We start from the raw sequence: 20,278 nt of genomic DNA, 5'->3' as shown, positions 1-20,278 counted from the left end.
ACCTAAGTCTTAAAAAGCTCTGCATGAAAGCGTAAATGCTCTTCAATAAAACTAGCGATAAAGTAATAGCTGTGGTCATAGCCTTCATGGTGGCGAAGCTGTAACGGGTAGCCACTTACTTGGCTTGCAGCTATCAAAGCTTCAGGCTTTAGCTGTGTCGCTAAAAAGTCATCTGCTTCACCCTGATCAACCAGCGCTGGCACTAGCTGTGTTGCTGACTTCATCAGCTCACTAGCATCGTGCTGGCGCCATGTCTCTTTGTCCTTCCCTAGGTAAGCAGAGAATGCTTTCTCACCCCACGGGCAGTTCATCGGATTGTTGATTGGACTAAATGCAGATACAGAGCTGTATCTGTCTGGGTTGCGCATAGCGATAGTCAGTGCGCCGTGCCCACCCATAGAGTGCCCGGAGATGGCTCGCTGCGCAGTAACCGGGAAAGTCTTTTCAATAAGAGCCGGAAGCTCTGATACGACATAGTCGTACATCTGATAATGGCTCTTCCAAGGCTCTTGTGTGGCATTAACATAGAAACCAGCACCTTTACCTAGATCGTAGCTATCTTCATCTGCAACATCATCACCGCGAGGGCTAGTGTCCGGCGCCACAATAGCAATACCCAATTCAGCAGCAATACGCTGAGCATTGGCTTTTTGCATAAAGTTTTCATCACTACAGGTGAGGCCAGACAACCAGTACAGCACAGGTACCTTGGCCCCCGTTAGTGTTTGAGGTGGTAAGTAAATAGCAAAGCGCATCTGGCAATTCAAGCTTATTGAGTGGTGGCTATACTGTTTGTTCCAGCCACCAAAGCTTTTATTGCGACTAAGATTTTCTATTGTCATACAGGACTCCGTACGGCCTTTTGTGTAGTTTCATTTGTTATAAAAAAAGCGTTACAAAAAGGCCGCCGCATTAGCTCAGTTATTTATCAAAGTGAATTACAGTACGAATACTTTTACCTTCATGCATCAGATCAAAAGCTTCGTTGATACCTTCCAAGCCCATCGTATGAGTGATGAAATGATCCAGTTTGAATTCACCCTTCAAATAACGCTCAACGTATTCAGGCAGTTCTGTGCGGCCTTTAACACCACCAAAGGCGGTACCACGCCAGACTCGCCCAGTGACCAACTGGAAAGGACGAGTAGAAATTTCTTGGCCCGCACCGGCCACACCAATAATGACCGACTCTCCCCAGCCTTTATGACAGCACTCTAAAGCAGAGCGCATCACGTCAACATTACCGATACATTCGAATGAGTAATCAACGCCGCCATCCGTAAGGTCTACGATCACTTCTTGAATAGGTTTGTCGTAATCTTTTGGGTTAATGCAGTCAGTAGCACCGAGCTGACGTGCTAAATCGAATTTACTTTCATTAATATCAACAGCAATGATACGGCTGGCTTTTGCCATGGTCGCACCGATAACTGCAGATAAGCCAATGCCGCCAATACCGAAGATAGCAACCGTTGCGCCTTCCTCTACCTTGGCGGTATTCATTACCGCACCCATGCCAGTAGTGACACCACAACCCAGCAAGCATACTTCTTCTAGCGGTGCTGTTTTGTTTACTTTCGCTAACGATATTTCTGGCAGCACTGTGTACTCAGAAAAAGTAGAGCAGCCCATATAATGGTAAATAGGCTGTCCATTTATTGAGAAGCGTGTCGTACCGTCAGGCATTAAGCCTTTGCCCTGTGTTTCGCGAATTTTTTGGCAAAGGTTAGTTTTACCGGATTTACAAAATTTACATTCACCGCACTCTGGCGTGTAAAGAGGGATGACATGATCACCAACAGCGACACTGGTCACACCTTCGCCAATTGATTCAACAATACCGCCACCTTCGTGACCCAAAATGGCAGGGAAAATTCCTTCTGGATCTTCACCTGAAAGCGTAAAGGCATCGGTATGACATACACCAGATGCAAGTATGCGTACGCGTACTTCACCCTTTTGAGGAGGCATAACATCGACTTCTTCAATAGAAAGAGGCTGGCCTGCAGCCCAAGCAACTGCCGCTTTTGATTTAATAATATTTCCGCTCATGACTTACTCTCTTATCTGGTTGTCTATTAAAAACTGATAAGTAGATTCTAGTTGTTTCCTAATAAATGATAATCTATTGTTTTATCAAATCACTTTTACGAGCTGGTAATAATGTTTAATTGGGAAGGCGTATCGGAGTTTGTTGCTGTAGCCGAAAAAGAAAGCTTTACCGCTGCGGCTAAACAGCTCGGAATCTCGACGGCTCAGGTAAGCAGGCAGGTGAGCGCTCTAGAGAGTAGACTAGCGACCAAGTTATTTTACCGCACTACCCGCAAGGTCGCGGTAACAGAAGCAGGAGAGATCTATTATCAACACTGTCGCCAAGTATTGGATGGATTAGAAAATGCTGAACGCGCCTTAAGTAATCTTCAAAGCGCGCCGCGGGGAAATCTAAAAGTCACAGCGCCAACCACTTATGGTGAAAGCAAAATAGCGCCCTTGATTAATGATTTTGTGAACCAGTATTCTGATCTTGCTGTTCATTGTACGTTTACCAATCAAAAAGTTGACCTGATTGAAAGTGGCTTTGACTTGGCAATACGTCTAGGGAAGCTTGAAGACTCTAGCATGATGGCAAAACGACTCTCGTCTCGTCGCTTATATGTGTGCGCATCACATGATTACCTTTCTACTCATGGTGAGCCTCATCTCATATCAGAGTTAGAACATCATAACTGCTTACAAGGCACTCTGGAGTACTGGCGCTTTCAGGATAATCGACAAGAGCGAAACGTTAAAATACATGGTCGCCTTAACTACAACAGCGGTGTCGCTTTACTGGATGCAGCTTTAAAAGGCTTAGGCATTGTTCAGCTGCCTGATTACTATGTGCAAGAGCATCTTCAAAGTGGTGAGCTAATAGCGCTACTAACGAACCACCAGCCATCAGATGAAGGCGTTTGGGCGCTGTACCCGCATAACAGACACCTTTCACCAAAGGTAAGGGGCTTAGTAGATTATTTAAGTGAACACTTAGATTGATAAATCTGTAGGAGTTATTAGTATTCCCAATCATAATTAACAGATTGTTTACTATTGCCGGAATACGCTAGAAATGAACGCAGAAATAGAAGAGAAAAAGAAGTACCTACTTCATTGGATGTACGATTTCATCGAAGATGACGATGAGCCTGCATATTTGAAAAAAGATGTTGATGAGTGTGATGAAATTCTAACTGCTTTTATTAATACGATTGATAGCAGCGAGCAAAAATCTGATTTCTCGTGGATCTCCACTCAAGTAGAGCGATTAGTAAAAACGCTTAATATGATTAATGAAAAGCACGAAAAGCAACTACTCGAAACGCATCAGCAAGAAGACTTTTGTGCATTAGTCAGCTTGGTAATTCAGCATGCAGGGCATGACTACGAAGACGATTTAACAGAGCAGTGGCGCGACTGGTAAGGTGAATACCGATCAGCTAAAAAGCTACTGCCAATCTTTTGCGGGTGCAGCTGAGAATGAAAGCATGCACCCCTCTAATATCTTGTCATTTTCGATTGGCCAAAAGAAGTTCGCCTATTTTAAAACAAGCGAGCCTGAAATATGGCGCTTCAGTATTAGAGTGACACACGAAAGGTTTCTTGAGCTAACAGATCAAGCAGGTATAAAGCCCGCCAGATACATGCACCGTTTTCACTGGATTACTATCATCAATGTACAAGCAATGAATGAAGAGTACCTCAAGCAGCTGGTGTTATGGTCTTATCAAAAAGCAATGAGCAGCCTGTCTAAGAAGCTACAAAATCAATGGACTGAAAATGAATGAATACATACTTAGAAGTAAGCGAGCATATCGACTGGCGAGCGCCAGCGGTTTTTTCTAAAGCGAGAAATTTAGCAGAAGGGCTTAGTGACCCTGAGGAAATTGCCAGAGCATGCTTTGAATTTGTTAGGGATGAAATTAAGCACAGCTGGGATTATAAAATGAATCCCGTGACCTGCAAGGCCTCTGATGCACTTGCACACAAAACAGGTTATTGCTATGCCAAGAGCCATTTGTTGGCGGCCTTGCTGCGTGCTAATAATATTCCCGCAGGTTTGTGCTACCAGCGTTTGACCATTACTAATGATAAATCACCATTTTGTTTGCACGGCCTTAATGCCGTCTACCTTGAGAAATTCGGCTGGTATCGTCTGGATGCCAGAGGTAACAAAGAAGGTGTATCTGCACAGTTTTGCCCGCCGATAGAGAAGCTCGCGTATTCCATTTCCACTCAAGGTGAAGCTGATCTGCCTGAAATATGGGCCCAGCCCCATCCTGCTATTATCAAAGCGCTCTCATTAAAAAGCTACCAAGAGGTAGCAGACAACCTACCTGATATAGAGATATTACCTATATATAAGTAACGCGAGAGCATATGTCTACTTATCTGCGCGGCTGGTTCTTTATTTGTGGCGTTTTTTAGGTATCGCTTATAGTTCGGCTAATATGGCTCTAAACGATTAAAATGCTGGAATGGAATTATTAAAGCTAGTTCAGGGATGTTATTCAATAATGGAACGTAGATCAGGAAGACCAAAAGAAGTTACTTTGCCGTATGAAAGCGAAGAGGATAAGTCGACTCGACATTGGCGAAGGGAAAACTTTGGTTGGACGTCTTTAATTTTATCTATTTCGTTGATTTCTTGGTACGTGGTTTTTGGTTGGGGTAATCTTAGTCTTGAAGGTCGAGTAAATTATGTTCTTATTGGGGGGGATTAATATTATTTGTAGACCGATTGGTTCTACGCCATTTTATAAGACTAAGTACGGCAGGTGCTTTTGCTTCCCTACATCGTTATCTTTTTTTTATTTATGAATTTATCTTTATCAACATTGTGGTAGTGGTAGTGGTAGTGGCTTACATTGTCTGGGCTATTTGGCCAATCCTAACAAGAAATTACACTTAAACAGGTACGCGTATTTTCTTCCAAAGAAAGGAGCACTCATGAGCATGAATACTACCGCTTTTGCGAGCAGCGATAGCTAACAAGGCTTTTACATAGGGTAAAACGTTTGAAACAGCATAATTGCGGGCCAGCAATGTACTAAATAGTGAAAATGGCACGCTAGGAGGTTTAATTGGCATGGAAGGGGGTCTTCTAGTCACGTTGTTTCTCGTATGTTGTACTTACTTCCTCAACGCAGGAAGCAGGGGTCATGCTGTTAGGCATTTGCCATGCAGCTTTTAGTTCGTATTTTGTACGACTAAGATGACTTCACGCAACTCCCTTACGGGAATATAACGATAAGAAGGATTACCATGTCTCTTAAAAGTAAACTCGCTACTACGCTTCTGTCCTCAGCTGTAGGCCTCTCCGCTTCTTTTGGTGCAGTGGCTGCAGAACAAACCTACGTAACTATCGGTACCGGTGGTCAGACGGGGGTTTATTACGTTGTTGGTCAGTCTATCTGTCGTCTGGTTAACCGTGGAACTGACGAGCACGGCGTTAAATGTACAGCGCCATCTACTGGCGGCTCTGTTGCCAACATCAATGCTATCCGTCAGGGCCAGCAAGATATGGGTATGGCGCAGTCTGACTGGCAGAACTATGCACTAAAAGGCACAACTCATAAGTCATTTGAAGAGCAAGGCGAATTTAAAGACCTACGTGCACTATTCGCTGTTCATAACGAGCCTTTCACTGTTGTAGCGCGTGCTGATTCAGGCGTTGAATCTTTCGATGACCTAGTAGGCAAGCGTGTTAACCTGCAAAACCCAGGTTCTGGTACGCGTGGCACAATGGAAGTTCTGATGGATAAAAAAGGCTGGACGCGTGAGTCGTTCAAGCTGGCTGCAGAACTAAAAGCATCAGAGCAGGCTCAGGCACTTTGTGATAACAAAATTGATGTCATGATTTATTCTGTTGGTCACCCATCAGGCGCAATCAAAGAAGCAACGACGTCTTGTAACGCTAAAGTGATCCCTGTCACTGGCGCTATCATCGATAAGCTTATTTCAGAAAACGCTTACTATGCTCCTGCAACTATTAAAGGTGGCATGTATAAAGGCTCTGAAGCTGACGTACTAACTTTCGGTAATGCTGCCACTATGGTGACATCTGCGAAGGTTGATGCTGATACTGTTTATCTCGTAGTTAAGTCTGTATTTGATAACTTTACACGCTTTAAAAAGCTACACCCAGCTTTTGCTAACCTTAACCCTAAAGATATGATCGCTAACGGTCTATCTGCTCCTTTGCATGAAGGTGCAGTTCGTTACTACAAAGAAAAAGGCTGGATGTAATTTACCACTAGCCATATGAAGAGGTGCTTAGCACCTCTTTTTTCTTATTTCTGATTCCAATTTTGGGAGCTGAATATGACGAGCTCGAACAGTAAGCAAACTGAACTCGATGAAAAAGAACTGCAGGAAATGGTCGCCGCCAGTGATACCGGCGCACGTATTCCGCACGGCTGGCAAGGTAAGCTACTTTTAGGTACCGCATTGTTTTGGTCACTTTTTCAGCTATGGATAGCATCTCCACTACCTTTTTATGACTGGCCTATCATTGGCAGTTTTGGCATATTTAACGACACCGAAGTCCGCGCCATCCATTTGGGCTTTGCGATGTTTCTTGCATTTACGGCTTATCCAGCCTTAGCTAATTCGCCACATCACCGTGTACCCATTAATGACATGGTACTCAGCGTTATCGCTGCTTTTTGTGCCTCTTATATCTTCCTATTTTATGAGCAGCTAGTTAGCCGTCCCGGTCTTCCTAACACTCAAGATCTAGTCGTCTCTATTGTCGGCCTATTACTCTTACTGGAAGCAGCACGAAGAACTCTTGGTCCACCGTTGATGATTGTGGCCATTGTGTTTTTAACGTATTCGCTGGCCGGTCCTTATATGCCGGATATCATTGCCCACAAAGGCGTTACACTTAAAGAGCTTGTTAATCACCAGTGGCTAACAACTGAAGGCGTTTTTGGTATTGCGCTTGGGGTGTCATCTGGTTTTGTATTCCTGTTTGTTTTATTTGGCGCATTGCTAGATAAAGCCGGTGCAGGTAACTACTTCATCCAGGTTGCGTTCTCCCTGCTAGGGCATATGCGTGGCGGCCCTGCAAAAGCAGCCGTGGTTGCATCAGGCCTTACGGGTCTTATCTCAGGATCCTCCATTGCTAACGTAGTCACTACCGGCACGTTCACCATTCCGATGATGAAACGTGTTGGCTTTTCATCTGAAAAAGCCGGTGCCGTAGAAGTCGCTTCTTCTGTTAATGGGCAAATTATGCCACCGGTCATGGGCGCAGCTGCGTTCTTGATGGTGGAGTATGTTGGCATCTCTTATGTTGAAGTTATTACGCATGCATTTTTGCCTGCGCTGATCTCTTATATTGCGCTTGTTTATATTGTGCATTTAGAAGCACTTAAGCTTGATATGCAGGGTTTACCACGTCGTGGGGCTATTAAACCTTGGCACCTTCGTATCATCGGATTGCTTACCGGATTTATGGTAACAGCGGTGATTGCAGCAGTTGTGTATTACGGTATTGGCTGGATTAAACCAACCTTTGGTGCATCCGCTGGGTGGGTCATTGCAGTATTACTGACTATCGTTTATCTCTACCTCGTACGCTTTGCCTCTTCAGTGCCTGACCTTAAACTGGATGACCCTCAGTCACCGATGATTCAGCTTCCTGAAGTTGGTCCTACGGTAAAGTCTGGGCTGCATTTCTTACTGCCTGTGGTTGTACTCGTGTGGTGTTTGATGATCGAGCGTTTATCACCTGGCCTGTCTGCATTTTGGGCAACAGTATTGATGGTGGTGATCTTAGTGACACAGCGTCCACTCATGGCTTTTTTCCGCCAGCAAGACAATGTAGCTACTCAGTTGCGCAAAGGCGCTAACGAGCTAGTCGATGGCCTTATTGTCGGTGCGCGCAACATGATAGGGATCGGTATTGCGACAGCAACCGCCGGTATTATTGTGGGTGCAGTATCGCAAACAGGTGTTGGTTCTGTACTGGCTGATCTGGTTGAGATTCTCTCGATGGGTAACTTGTTACTCATGCTCATGCTTACAGCTGTGCTGAGTTTAATACTGGGTATGGGCTTACCAACCACCGCTAACTATATTGTAGTGTCATCATTGTTAGCGCCTGTGGTTGTCTCATTAGGGCAAGACTCTGGTTTAATCGTTCCATTAATCGCTGTTCACCTGTTTGTGTTTTACTTCGGTATTATGGCCGATGTGACACCACCCGTTGGATTAGCATCATTTGCTGCGGCCGCCGTATCAGGTGGAGATCCTATCCGTACTGGCTTTGTTGCGTTTAACTACAGCTTACGTACTGCCGTTCTGCCGTTCTTATTCATTTTCAACACAGATCTATTGTTGATCGATGTCACTTGGTTACAAGGCATACAAACCTTCATTGTTGCTACCATTGCGATACTGATCTTTACCGCTGCGACGCAAGGCTTCTTTATCGTGCGCAACCGCTGGTATGAATCAGCTCTGTTGATCTTGGTCGCTTTCTCTTTGTTTCGTCCGGGTTTTTGGATGGATCAAATAGTGCCGCCTCATCAACAAATTGCACCGACCGAGTTGGTACAAGCCGCCGGTTCAATTGAGTCAGGTACACCATTACGCCTCTGGGTAGATGGTGAAGATGATGTAGGTAATCAACGATCCTTTATGGCTCGTGTATCACTTGGTGACGGCGATGATGGTACATCACGCTTAGATTCAGCAGGTTTAGCCTTAATAAGCAGTAAAGGTAAAACTGTGATTGATTATGTAGGCTACGACAGCCCTGCAGAAAAAGCCGGATTGGTTTTTGATCAGGTGATTACTGGAGTAGAAATACCACAGGCACAACCAGCTAAACAGTGGATCTATATACCCGCACTCGCTTTATTTGCAGTGATTGTTTTATTACAGCGTCGCCGTAAAAAACCTTCTGCTGCGAGCCCTAGTCCGGTACATGCTAACTAAACTGTAAACACAGAAGTACTCTCGCTGTTACAGCGAGGGCCACTGTTTTGTAAGAGGTATGAGCGATGTTTAAAAAAGTACTCGTCCCCATCGATTTAAATGAACCAGCTTTTGCTGATCAAGCACTAAAATTGGCTTTACGCGAAGCACAAAAAGAGGGATCAGAATTACACATGATCACCGTTGTTCCTGGTTTCACCAATGCGTTTGTAGCGTCTTATTTTAGTGAGAAAGACCACAAGAAAGCAGTAAAAGAAGTAGCGCGTAAACTACAAGAATATGCACAGAAAGTGGTGCCTTCTGAAATACAGCCTACACTACGTGTATATGAAGGTTCGCCGGCAGAAGTTATTGTCAATTATATCTCTTCAAAAGAGATTAATTTGGTTATCATGCCCGCTCACCATCGTTCTAAAATTGATGAATTTTTATTGGGTTCAGTATCTGCACGTGTAGCTGAGCGCGCTAAATGTTCTGTATTTTTATTAAAAGACTAATCATGAGCTTTGCGGCAACTACAAAACGAGTTGTCGCAGAGCTAAATCAATCATCCTAACTGGGTTAAAAAATAAACAAACATGTCTGAACTAGCATCCAACAATAATCCTTTGCTGGCTCCACTGATCGACCTTCTGAACTCAAAACTCCCCACCGATAGCATTGATGCTGTTAGGGATTTTGCACAACAGTATTATCAAGCGACGACAAAAGAAGAACTGAGTGAACGTTCGCTAGATAACTTGTATGGTTCAACATTATCTTGCTGGCAGTTTTTACAAAGTTTTAATGCTGAGCAACCTAAAGTACAAGTACACAACCCTGATTTAGAACAACATGGTTGGCGTGCTCAGCACACTGTTATTGAGATTCTGCAGTCAGACATGCCGTTCCTTGTCGATTCAGTTCGCATGGAACTTAATCGCCGCGGCTTAGTTATTCATACCATCCATAACGAAGTTATTTTTACTCAGCGTGACGGCGATAAATTAGTAAAATTAAGCAGTGCTACCGATAAAGCGGCCCGTGCCGAAGCATTAATTTATCTTGAAGTAGACCGTACCAGCGATGCATCAGAACTCAAAGCAATCCTCGCTTCGTTACAACAGGTGCTTGATCAAGTTAATGTCGTTGTAGATGATTTCCCTCAAATGCAAACGTGTGCGAATGCCTTGCTAGATGAGTTATCTTCGCAGAAGGGAGATCAAGCAGAAGATGCACAAGCATTTCTAAAATGGATGCTTAATGATCGTTTCACCTTTTTGGGCTACGACGAAATCAGCATTGAGAATGGTACAGTAGGCTGTATTCCAGACAGTGAGTTGGGCATACTAAAAATCAAGCAATCAGTTGATTCCAATGAGCGAGCCTTTGATGAGCTACGAGCAGCTGAACAAGCTTTCTTACTAGAACCAAGCATCATCATGTTTGCAAAAGATGCGCATTATTCGCGTGTACACCGCCCAGCATACATGGATCGCGTTATTATTAAGCGTTTTGATGAGCAAGGTAACGTAACCGGAAAATGTCGTTTCTTTGGCCTATATACATCACCTGTTTACTCAGAATCGATCGCTATTATTCCTGTTATGCAGCGCAAAGCGGAAAACGTACTTAAGCGTTCTGGTTTTGATCGTCGTAGCCATAATGGTAAAGAGTTAATGCAGATCATGAACGACCTTCCGCGTGATGAGCTGATGCTTTCAAGTGAAGAAGAGCTTCTTGCACTATCGATGGGTGTCTTTAGTTTGCATGATCGACGTCGTATTCGCTTACTGCATCGTCAAGATCGTTGTAACCAGTTTGCTACATTTTTATACTACGTACCACGTGATATTTTTAATACCGCACTTCGAGTGCAGGTACAGGAAATTCTTTCTAAAGCCTGCGCCTCAAGCGATGCTGAATTCACCACAACTTTTAGCGAATCAATCCTTGCAAGAGTGCAATTTGTACTGCGCCTAGACCCAGACAAGCCCGTTGAAGTTAACCTAGCTGAACTTGAAGCTGAGATCATTAATGTTTCTCGTGATTGGGGAGACGAGCTGCATACAGCACTGATGGACTCATGCGGGGAAGAGCAGGGCAACTATTTACAAAATAGTTACCGTAACGCTTTTAACAGCGCTTATCGCGAGCACTTCAAAGTGACTAGTGCTGTGTTTGATATCCAGCGTATCGAAGAACTTAACGATAGCACGCCTGTAACGATGAGCTTTTACCGTGTGCTAGAGCAAAGCCAAGATATTCTGCGCTTTAAACTGTTTAATGCAGGACAGCCTTTAATACTCTCCGATGTCATTCCTGTACTAGAAAACCTAGGCATGCAAGTTGTAGGTGAGCACCCCTACGCAGTACAAAGAAGTGATGGAGACGTCTTTTGGATTCATGATTTCACTCTCATTTATCAAGGTTCAGAAACAGTCGTACTGGATGAAGTGAAAGATGTTTTTCACAATGCATTTGCTAACATCTGGAGTGGCAATGCAGAAAATGACGAATTTAACCATCTCGTCATTGGTGCAAACCTTAGCTGGCGTGAAGTATCTATGCTGCGTGCTTATGCGAAATACAGTAAACAGATACGCTTTGGTTTTTCACAGCCTTATATTGCGGGCACACTGGCACGCCATATACAGGTTACTAAACTTCTCGTTGCTCTATTTAGAGCAAGATTAGAACCTGGCCGCCAAGGCAGCGCTAAAGTAAGTGCTTTGGCTGATCGTATTGAAAGCAGCATTATCGATGCACTCGATAAAGTAGCCAATATCAACGAAGACCAGATCCTACGCCGCTTCCTTGAATTAATAAAAGCAACGCTTCGCACCAGCTACTTTAAGCAAGACGAAAATGGTGAGTTTAAAGACTACTTTGCTTTTAAGCTGAATCCACATGCCATTAATGACATGCCACTACCACGCCCAATGTTCGAAGTTTTTGTCTACTCCGCTAGGGTAGAAGGTGTGCACTTGCGTGGTGGAAAAGTTGCCCGTGGAGGTTTACGTTGGTCGGATCGTTTAGAAGATTACCGTACCGAAGTACTTGGGCTAGTCAAAGCACAGCAAGTTAAAAATTCCGTCATTGTACCCGTGGGTGCTAAGGGCGGGTTTGTTGCTAAGAAACTGCCTACCAATGGTGACCGCGAAGCATGGATGGCAGAAGGCATTGCTAGCTACCAGATCTTTATCAGTGCTTTGCTAGATATTACTGACAATCTAGTAGGCGGCGCAGTTGTGCCTCCTATTGATGTGGTTCGTCACGATGAAGATGACCCATACTTTGTAGTCGCTGCCGATAAAGGCACAGCAACCTTCTCTGATATTGCCAATGAGATCGCAGAAGAACGTGGCTTTTGGCTAGGAGATGCCTTTGCTTCAGGTGGATCACAAGGTTACGACCACAAAGGCATGGGCATTACCGCACGTGGTGCATGGGAATCCGTCAAATTACATTTCCGTGAACTCGGCCTAGATACTCAAACCGAAGAGTTTAGCGTTGTAGCGGTAGGGGATATGGCGGGAGATGTTTTTGGTAATGGCATGCTGTTATCTGAGACAATCCAACTTTGCGCAGCATTCAACCATCTACATATCTTTATCGACCCAACACCTGATGCAGCCAGCAGCTTTGTTGAAAGAGAACGGCTCTTTGCGTTACCTCGCTCAAGCTGGGAAGACTATAACGCCGATCTCATTTCAAACGGTGGCGGGTTATTCTCGCGTGCATCCAAATGGATTGATATCACACCACAAATGAAAACCCGCTTTGATATCAGCGAAGACCGCCTATCACCAAATGATTTGTTAACTGCGCTACTAAAAGCGCCTGTTGATCTGATTTGGAACGGTGGTATAGGCACGTATGTTAAAGCAACCCATGAAACGCATGCTGAAGTGGGCGACAAAGCCAATGACAGCTTACGTATTAATGGCAACCAACTACGTTGCAAAGTATTGGGCGAAGGTGGAAACCTTGGGTTTACACAGCTAGGGCGTATCGAGTTCTGCTTGCATGGAGGTAAATCAAATACTGACTTTATCGACAATGCCGGTGGTGTAGACTGTTCTGACCATGAAGTGAATATCAAAATTCTACTCAATGAAGTCGTTGTTAATGGTGATATGACTGTTAAGCAGCGTAACGCGTTACTACGAGAAATGACTGACGAAGTTGGTATTCTGGTATTAAAGAACAACTATAAACAAGCACAAGCCATTAGTGTTGCGCATACTCATGCACGTCGCTCTATGGATGAATACATATTACTTATCAATCGCTTAGAGTCAGAAGGTAAACTAGATCGTGATCTTGAGTTTATCCCATCAGATGAAGTGTTACAGGCACGTAAAGCATCTGGGGAAGGTTTAACACGCCCTGAACTTTCAGTACTGATTTCATACACTAAGGGTGAGCTAAAAGAGAAACTCAATGTTTCTTCTATTACCCAAGATGAGTACTTAAGCCGTGCAATCTTAACGGCGTTCCCACAACGCTTAGTGAACGACTTTGGCCAAGAAATTGAAGATCATCGCCTACGTGGTGAAATTATCGCCACACAAGTAGCAAACAATATGGTCAACAGTATGGGTATTACCTTTACTGAACGTCTTTGCCAGATCAGTGGTGCGAGCTTAGCCGATGTCGCAGCAGCCTTTGTTATCGCTCGCGATGTATTTGGTATTGATCAGCTATGGGAAGAGATTGAAGCACTCGATAATCAAGTGTCTTCGGCGTTACAGCAGCAAATGATGGGTGACCTAATACGCTTGATTCGTCGTGCGACTTATTGGTTCTTGCGCCATCAGCGACCAAAAATTGATGTTAGCGCAGCCGTATCTCAATTCCGTCCTGGTAGTTTACAGATTAGTAAGCAGCTGTCTGACTTATTAAAAGGAGAGCCACGTGCACGCTGGCAGCAAAAACATGACGACCTTGTTACTGCCGGTGTTCCATCTTCTTTAGCAGCGGTGGTTGCTGGAGCTGATAATCTCTACTCATTGCTTAGTATCATTCAAGCGACTGAGCAAACAGGGCAGTCGCTGGAGCGTGTCGCTCAAATCCACTTTGCTTTGGGTGATAACTTAGAACTGCATTGGTTTGATCATCAGATTAAAGAGATCGACACAAATAGCCATTGGGAATCTATGTCCCGTGACGGCTTCCGTGAAGACTTAACAAACCATCAGCAAGCAATTACCGTTAACGTATTAAAAAGCGGTACAGATGAAGAAGAGGGCGATGCACTGGTCAAACAGTGGTTGCAGAACCGCCATCAGTTAATGCAGCGCTGGCAGCATTTGCTGGGCGAAATCCGCAGCTCATCACAACCCAACTCTGCAATCTTCGCTGTTGCTATTCGTGAGCTACAAGAACTAGCTCAAGCACGCTAAACAACACTCAAGGCACAACGACAGCAGTGCAAGACTGCTGTCGTTTCTTCATTTTAAAACCCCCTCATTCTTCTGCAAACCTCTTAACAACTAAAGCTAATAATACTCTTGTAATATTAACGCTAATGAGTATGATTATCATTTATATAATGATATATCCTAAATCACAGTAACGTTAATAGAATATATAAAGAGGCTTTCATGCAGTTTATTTGTCCAAAACATCGAAGCCAGTACGCTAGTGCTACTGAGAACGAACTCATTAACTACTGCTTCCACTGGATGCAAGAATCAGAAAAACATTATAAAAATAGAGAATGGGCAAAAGTCCTTCCCTATGTTGGAAGCGCTTATGACATAGCAAACATGCTGATGGAAAGGGGCGGTTTCAATCGTATGCCACCCTCATTAATGATGTTATCCGCTATGTACCTGTCCAATGTTTTTCATCACATGGATAGGGAAGAAGATGCAGATATGGTGCTGATTCTTGCCTATAACCGTTTGGCAAAAAGTAAACTTGCTGAGCAGATTAAAACCGATAAAGCACTTGATTATGCCGAGCACCTTATGGATGAACCATCTCATGGGCACATACTGCAAAGCCAGCTAAATATGAAAATGCTTCAGCGCTCATATGATAGCCAGCTATTACATTAATAACGCCTACTCATGCAAAACACTGATAGTTTAATAAGGGATCATGCAATGAATAGCGCCGTTCTCATCTCTTTCTAAAAGGTCACCTAGTAACTCATCACATAAACGTTGAAGATATTGTTGTAGTAAGTTGGACCATTGCGTAGCGGGAAAAACAGGTAAACCGCTACTCTGTTCGACACTCAGTAAAATATGCCCGGTTTGCTTTGCTCGTTGCAGGGTTATTTTTAAATCATTGCCATCAGCTGAAAGAATCGCCAACTCAACGGCGCTTATCAACAGTTGCTTAAAGCGAACAGCATCCGACTTTATTTGGCTAGGTAAAGCGTCTTCTGAACCATTGCTCAGCCGATAATCTAGCAGCCAGCCTTCACGTCGGCTTTGTGGCAAGAATATCTGCAGCACTTCATTGAGCAAATCCACAAGCTCTATAAACTCTGGTTGAAAAGAACAATCTTCTTGATCAAGCAAGTTAATACTATTATTAAGCCGTTGATGCTGCGCATGTAGATTAGCCGTAATATCCTGTGCAACAGGATTAAGATCAAACTTCTGTAAACGCAGGCTATGTTTGAGAATGGGCAGCATTTGTTTTTGGAGCTGCTCTGCTGCAACTTGGCTACTCGAAAACCCCGCATCATTGATGCTCACAGGCTGTACCCGAGCACTTTTAATATCTCTGTATGAACGCAGCCCGACAACGACAGATGTTAATAATCGAGAAGCCGACAGTTCTGCTTTGCTGAGGTAATCATTAATATCGTAATTAACAATGACCTGTGCTTCGGGAGCGTAGCCTGGATGCCCCGTTCGTAAAATAATCCGAATATCACGGTTATTAAGCTCATTACGAATATGCTCAACTAGCTGTAAACCTTCACTGTCGGTTTCCATCACAACATCTAGCAACGCCAATGCAATATCCGAATGCTGATGAAGAAGATCGCGAGCCTGGGCGCCACTCATAGCGCTGATTAATTCAATAGGGCGTTGCTCAAACTCGTAACCACGAAATACCATGCGGGTAATACCGTGAATACCTTCTTCGTCATCTACAACCAGAACTTTCCATGGAACCATAATCGATTAATCACTATTTTTTAGGTATGAGGGCTGCTGCAATATCTGCTCTATATTGCCAGTAAAGCGTGTGTCTGTCTTAGTTGTTTTACTTTTTCGACTGCTCCCCAGCATTGATATAAGTAACAGGCTTCATTTAGACAGAAGCGTGCCAGTCGCGTTTGCTCTTGAGCATATAAGTAGTCTGCATAACGTTCATAACAGAGTGCTTTATGATATCCAAATTCGTGCGCTTCTGTTGCTTTAATAGCTTTCTCAAATAAAACAGCAGGAGCCTCTTTTTTACTATTTTCATCTGAAGAATCTTGCTTAACAAGACGCGCTTTTTCAGCTTGAAGTAAGAGCCATTGCCCTTTGAAATTATCAGGACAGCGACGCGCCCAAAGCTCCATCCTAGATTCAATTTGTTCAATTTCTACTCGCCGCCTACGACCCAGGGTATGTTGTTGCTGTGATTGTATTAAGCGCATCATTGCCGTGCAAAAAAGCGCTTCAGTTACACAAAAGTACCCGGCAAGCTCATTCTCTAACAAGGCCTCCCAAGAGTATAATTCAGGCCAAATAGACTGTCGGTCTAATAATAGAGCACCGATAATAGTGCTTACAGCCTGCCAACCGTGTTTGTATTTTACGGTAGCGGGAAATGCTTTTTCAGAACACAATTGTTCAAGTAATAACTGAGTAGACTCACCTAAATATGTTGCTTTAAATGTCTGCCCCTGATTGATCATTGTATTGTGATTGTCTTGGCAACGTACTAGCTGCTCACTCAATGGCATTGCTGAAAAAAACAATAATTGGTGACGCAGTAATCGACAGTCACTCTGTATTAGCCACTGATTGTGTGTCGTTGCCTGCTCATCAACGCTCAGCAATTGTGAAATAGCGGTTTCTAGCGGGGTAAACCAGTGCAACACTTGGCTACTTTGTAATAACACTGCATTCAGTGATACGTCTTTTTGATCAACTTTTTCGGAACCTGGAAGGCAACCCGCCTGACCATATTGATTAGCTAGGTGCATACCTTGTGCAGAGAACGTCTGAGCTAATGCATAATCAGCACAAAACCAACTGGCTACCCAAGCATAACTAACAAAAGCAAATGCCGTGAAAGGGCTGCGGCCATATTGAATGCTGAGCAAAGTCATACGACTAATGGCACAAGCAGCCAACAAAGGCAGGCCCAGGTGTCGTGCTAACAAGCTGACCTGCTCTAGTAGTTGTAGTCTTAGTAAATGTTTTTGATCATATATTTCAGGCATGCTCGCCATAAACACTGCATCAAAGCGCTCGCTGATCTCATATAATTGAGTTAATAACAAAGACAATTGCTGAACTTCATCAGGCGGGAGTGGCTCCTCAAGTAGCAACATGATATTTAGTAAGTGTGTTAATGACTCCGAATGTAAGCCATTGTGCTGGTATATTTGGGCCTGCATCAAAGCAGCATTTATCGTTTCTTCTAGGTTTATATTTGAAGAGAGTTCTTGTAAGGTTTTTTGAGCGCTTTCGATTTTCCCACCCAATAAAAGTAACCGAGTACGCTGTAGCAACAACGGGGCGCTATTGACGCTTTCTGCATCTGACAACAAATGCTTAGCATGCTGTAAAAATCCATCTGCGCCCAAGTAATCTTGTTGAGCTTCGGCAAGTGACGCTGCCTGAATATTTAATGCTACCAGATTGTTCGGTATGGTATTGCTTTCCATACCGGCTTGCACTGTTAAGCGAGCACCTTGGTTAAGGTGAAACAAAACGGGGGATATCTGCTCAAGTAAAAAAGGCAGAGATAACGTATTAAGCATCGCCTCACCAATGCACAAATGGCGTTGAGCTTGGTTTCTCTCTGTCATACGCTCATAGAGTGCCGAACGAATATCTGCATGTGTAAAAGCGAAACCTGCTTTATCCTCTACCTCAGCATTTTTACTCAGAGGAGGTATTAGTACAGGTTGAATCAACCCTAATTGCTCTGCTCGCCATAGATGTATGGCTACACGTGCTACCGGGTTATTTGTTGCTTCTCCTAACTCGGTAAGATCAAACTTATCGCCGAGTAAAGCAGCATATTCTAGAAGCTCCACACTAAAACCATTGAGCGCTGCAATGCGGTGTTGAATCTCATCATTAATACTGTCGGATTCAAGCCATGCGGTATTGGTAGGTTTTGGCGCAGAGGATGTAACCTGACTTGAGAAAATAACAGGGTTTATTTGCTGACGGTACGCACTAGGAGCAACACCCATCCAGCGCTTGAAGGCTTTTTGAAATGCCGACTGATTAGAAAAGCCAAGCTGAAATGCTATCTCACCAAAACTTAGTTGCCCACGCTGTATGAGCTGCAAACTAACTTCACGGCGAGTGTGGTCATAAACATCTTGAAAACTAGTCCCTAAAACACCTAACTTTCGCTGAAGAGTACGCAAGCTAAGGCCCACACTTGCAGCGACTTGATCACGGCGAACAGTACCGCCACCTTCGTTAAGCTGCTGGCGTATTAAATGACGGGTTTGTGCAATCAACGCGCTTTGTTGGTTGGATTTACTGAGCAGAGAATCAGCAAATTCACGATGTAATTGATGCATTTCTTCATTAGCATCTAAACAGTTATGTGCAAGATAATAACTAGGCAACAATATTTGGTTAGAAGCTGAATCAAACTCTACTTCGGCTGCAAAAAAGCGTTGATAATCTTGTGGATTTTCTGGTTCTGAGAAGGTAAAACTAACAAAGCTTACCGGCACCTGCTGGCCGGTTAATGAGCGGGGCCAATTGACTAAACAGGCAAGAAAGTACTCTATAGGTTGTAACTCAGGAGAGTTCATTTCAACGGTAAGCAACGTTCCTTCGAGCGTTTGCTCCATGTGCAGCACTGCGCCCTCAAACAAAAGAGGAAAGTAATCCACGAGTGTTTGATACGCCTTATCTAAAGTTGGCGCTGTAGACATAAGAAAGCCGATAGAACCGAGTAAACGCGGCTGAGTAGCTTCGCCTAAAGTGAGGGCAATCAACGGATTATTAGATGCTTGTGCTAGCGCTTGTAAAACATCGTTAAAATGTAGAGCAGGAAAACGAGACCCTGGCTTTGTAAATTCATCCGCAGAGAGTTGAGCACTGCTAAAAACCTGCGACGGTTCCATGCGATAGTGTTGAGCCAACTGTAATACAGGCTCCAAGAGCTTTGCAGAAGCCGTTATAACCGACATATAGATGCTACTGGCATGAAAAGAGTCTTTTAATTAGACAGAGTAAGATATTATTGCTTCAAGATTAACATAGAGTGCTTGATAAATATGTCCTTGCGCGCCATTTTTAGAGTAATAGATGATTCAGTGATAGCGAGCCTACTACAACGCTATAAACAATTGTGCATGACAACAGCAAGCTTATGTTTCATCGTTCTCAGCAACACGTCCATAGCGGGTACATTACGTGTTGGTGTTCCTACACCCGGACAAATTCCTTTTTTTTGGCAAGATGAGGCAGGGGAGTATCAAGGGATTTATCCTGATACCTTGCGCTTGATAGCTAAAGATTTGGATCTGACGCTATCGTTCGAGCCTTTGTCACAAGCGCGCTTAAGAAGGCATTTTGAAATAGGTGAGATTGATATAGAAATGGGTGTGTCCGCTAACGTTGACGATAGGTTAGAGCTCAAAAAAGTCTCGCTGTTTACGCGCCCCTTTAGTGTTGTTAATGAAGTGATCATCTATAGGCCTGAGCTTTCATTCCCCGTGTTTATTCTTAAAGACCTCGCAGGGCAGCGGGTAGCAACTGTACGAGGCAATACCGTTCCTGATAATCTAATACGCGAAGACTTCACCAACGAATGGCAGATAGCCCAGCGAGTACACCGTGGCTGGAATAACATTGGGTTAATGAAAGAGGCGGTTGCTCTGTATTATCAGCGCGAGGAAAATCTAGACTATGAAACATCTCTTCCTTACGCCAGTAACCCTGTGTCTTTTCGCATAAATACTCGCATTAAAGAGAAGCTGTCGGATATGAACTCAAGCATTGATCAACTAGATGAGCAGGGGGTCTTAGAACAACTGGTTTGTAAGTATCTTTGCGGGCCCACGATCAATACACAATGATGATGCTAATAGTAGATCGTTAGTAAATGAGTATCTAATTTAAGCATCATTAACTTCATCAAGAGTTGCATC

At 43.8% G+C, this 20,278-nt stretch carries 15 protein-coding genes; 10 read left to right on the top strand and 5 right to left on the bottom strand.

The features are described 5' to 3' along the window. Positions 1-2: 2 nt before the first annotated feature. Together fghA and G511_RS0107545 are read right to left on the bottom strand one after the other, a co-directional pair. Positions 3-842 carry an S-formylglutathione hydrolase gene (gene fghA, locus G511_RS0107550; RefSeq protein WP_028469101.1) on the bottom strand — a complete coding sequence of 280 codons (840 nt, stop codon included), beginning with the start codon at positions 840-842 and terminating at the stop codon, positions 3-5. 79 nt (positions 843-921) lie between these two features. Continuing rightward, complete coding sequence (locus tag G511_RS0107545) at positions 922-2,052, bottom strand: S-(hydroxymethyl)glutathione dehydrogenase/class III alcohol dehydrogenase (RefSeq protein WP_028469100.1); 1,131 nt, start codon at positions 2,050-2,052, stop codon at positions 922-924. Positions 2,053-2,163: 111 nt separating this feature from the next. Here G511_RS0107545 and G511_RS0107540 point away from each other — a divergent pair, with 111 nt between their 5' ends. From G511_RS0107540 to G511_RS0107525, 4 genes are all read left to right on the top strand, one after another. Then, positions 2,164-3,033: a LysR substrate-binding domain-containing protein gene (locus G511_RS0107540; protein ID WP_028469099.1), complete on the top strand. Its 870-nt coding sequence runs from the start codon at positions 2,164-2,166 to the stop codon at positions 3,031-3,033. A 73-nt stretch (positions 3,034-3,106) separates the two neighbouring features. Beyond that, on the top strand, positions 3,107-3,457 hold the full coding sequence (locus tag G511_RS0107535; protein ID WP_028469098.1) for a hypothetical protein: 351 nt from the start codon (positions 3,107-3,109) through the stop codon (positions 3,455-3,457). Between the two features lies 1 nt (position 3,458). Then, a complete protein-coding gene (locus G511_RS0107530; protein ID WP_028469097.1) occupies positions 3,459-3,821 on the top strand; it encodes an MmcQ/YjbR family DNA-binding protein in 363 nt (120 codons plus the stop codon). Continuing rightward, entirely contained in the window at positions 3,818-4,402 is a 585-nt protein-coding gene (locus G511_RS0107525; RefSeq protein ID WP_028469096.1) for a transglutaminase-like domain-containing protein, read from the top strand. The genes G511_RS0107530 and G511_RS0107525 overlap by 4 nt, the downstream gene beginning before the upstream one ends. A gap of 539 nt (positions 4,403-4,941) precedes the next feature. Here the strand turns inward: G511_RS0107525 and G511_RS24335 are convergent. Then, entirely contained in the window at positions 4,942-5,124 is a 183-nt protein-coding gene (locus tag G511_RS24335) for a hypothetical protein (protein WP_156905173.1), read from the bottom strand. A 174-nt stretch (positions 5,125-5,298) separates the two neighbouring features. On the opposite strand from G511_RS24335, the gene G511_RS0107520 reads away from it, so the two are divergent. From G511_RS0107520 to G511_RS0107500, 5 genes are all read left to right on the top strand, one after another. Beyond that, positions 5,299-6,282: a TAXI family TRAP transporter solute-binding subunit gene (locus G511_RS0107520; RefSeq protein WP_028469095.1), complete on the top strand. Its 984-nt coding sequence runs from the start codon at positions 5,299-5,301 to the stop codon at positions 6,280-6,282. Positions 6,283-6,357: 75 nt separating this feature from the next. Next, positions 6,358-8,982, top strand: a complete 2,625-nt coding sequence (locus G511_RS0107515; RefSeq protein WP_036551582.1) for a TRAP transporter permease — start codon at positions 6,358-6,360, stop codon at positions 8,980-8,982. A 65-nt stretch (positions 8,983-9,047) separates the two neighbouring features. After that, complete coding sequence (locus G511_RS0107510; protein ID WP_028469093.1) at positions 9,048-9,479, top strand: universal stress protein; 432 nt, start codon at positions 9,048-9,050, stop codon at positions 9,477-9,479. Between the two features lie 81 nt (positions 9,480-9,560). After that, entirely contained in the window at positions 9,561-14,369 is a 4,809-nt protein-coding gene (locus G511_RS0107505; RefSeq protein ID WP_028469092.1) for an NAD-glutamate dehydrogenase, read from the top strand. A gap of 201 nt (positions 14,370-14,570) precedes the next feature. Then, positions 14,571-15,029, top strand: coding sequence for a hypothetical protein (locus G511_RS0107500; protein ID WP_028469091.1), 459 nt, complete (start codon positions 14,571-14,573; stop codon positions 15,027-15,029). Between the two features lie 30 nt (positions 15,030-15,059). On the opposite strand, the gene G511_RS23785 is transcribed toward G511_RS0107500, so the two are convergent. Together G511_RS23785 and G511_RS0107490 are read right to left on the bottom strand one after the other, a co-directional pair. After that, positions 15,060-16,109, bottom strand: coding sequence for an ATP-binding response regulator (locus G511_RS23785; protein ID WP_051221695.1), 1,050 nt, complete (start codon positions 16,107-16,109; stop codon positions 15,060-15,062). 50 nt (positions 16,110-16,159) lie between these two features. After that, a complete protein-coding gene (locus G511_RS0107490) occupies positions 16,160-19,315 on the bottom strand; it encodes an AraC family transcriptional regulator (RefSeq protein ID WP_028469090.1) in 3,156 nt (1,051 codons plus the stop codon). A gap of 165 nt (positions 19,316-19,480) precedes the next feature. On the opposite strand from G511_RS0107490, the gene G511_RS22110 reads away from it, so the two are divergent. Next, a complete protein-coding gene (locus G511_RS22110; protein WP_036551656.1) occupies positions 19,481-20,206 on the top strand; it encodes a substrate-binding periplasmic protein in 726 nt (241 codons plus the stop codon). The last annotated feature ends 72 nt before the right edge of the window (positions 20,207-20,278 follow it).

The organism is Neptunomonas japonica DSM 18939 (assembly GCF_000422765.1).
GTDB classification, from domain to species: Bacteria; Pseudomonadota; Gammaproteobacteria; order Pseudomonadales; family Balneatricaceae; genus Neptunomonas; species Neptunomonas japonica.
The sequence above is the reverse complement of the archived record's forward strand: the minus strand, read 5'-3'. Positions and strand labels throughout refer to the sequence as shown.

Bases quoted from the DNA above. Each gene is read 5' to 3' on its own strand.
- fghA (WP_028469101.1), bottom strand. From the start codon at position 842: ATGACAATAGAAAATCTTAGTCGCAATAAAAGCTTTGGTGGCTGGAAC.
- G511_RS0107545 (WP_028469100.1), bottom strand. From the start codon at position 2,052: ATGAGCGGAAATATTATTAAATCAAAAGCGGCAGTTGCTTGGGCTGCA.
- G511_RS0107540 (WP_028469099.1), top strand. From the start codon at position 2,164: ATGTTTAATTGGGAAGGCGTATCGGAGTTTGTTGCTGTAGCCGAAAAA.
- G511_RS0107535 (WP_028469098.1), top strand. From the start codon at position 3,107: ATGAACGCAGAAATAGAAGAGAAAAAGAAGTACCTACTTCATTGGATG.
- G511_RS0107525 (WP_028469096.1), top strand. From the start codon at position 3,818: ATGAATACATACTTAGAAGTAAGCGAGCATATCGACTGGCGAGCGCCA.
- G511_RS24335 (WP_156905173.1), bottom strand. From the start codon at position 5,124: ATGCCAATTAAACCTCCTAGCGTGCCATTTTCACTATTTAGTACATTG.
- G511_RS0107520 (WP_028469095.1), top strand. From the start codon at position 5,299: ATGTCTCTTAAAAGTAAACTCGCTACTACGCTTCTGTCCTCAGCTGTA.
- G511_RS0107515 (WP_036551582.1), top strand. From the start codon at position 6,358: ATGACGAGCTCGAACAGTAAGCAAACTGAACTCGATGAAAAAGAACTG.
- G511_RS0107510 (WP_028469093.1), top strand. From the start codon at position 9,048: ATGTTTAAAAAAGTACTCGTCCCCATCGATTTAAATGAACCAGCTTTT.
- G511_RS0107505 (WP_028469092.1), top strand. From the start codon at position 9,561: ATGTCTGAACTAGCATCCAACAATAATCCTTTGCTGGCTCCACTGATC.
- G511_RS0107500 (WP_028469091.1), top strand. From the start codon at position 14,571: ATGCAGTTTATTTGTCCAAAACATCGAAGCCAGTACGCTAGTGCTACT.
- G511_RS23785 (WP_051221695.1), bottom strand. From the start codon at position 16,109: ATGGTTCCATGGAAAGTTCTGGTTGTAGATGACGAAGAAGGTATTCAC.
- G511_RS0107490 (WP_028469090.1), bottom strand. From the start codon at position 19,315: ATGTCGGTTATAACGGCTTCTGCAAAGCTCTTGGAGCCTGTATTACAG.
- G511_RS22110 (WP_036551656.1), top strand. From the start codon at position 19,481: ATGACAACAGCAAGCTTATGTTTCATCGTTCTCAGCAACACGTCCATA.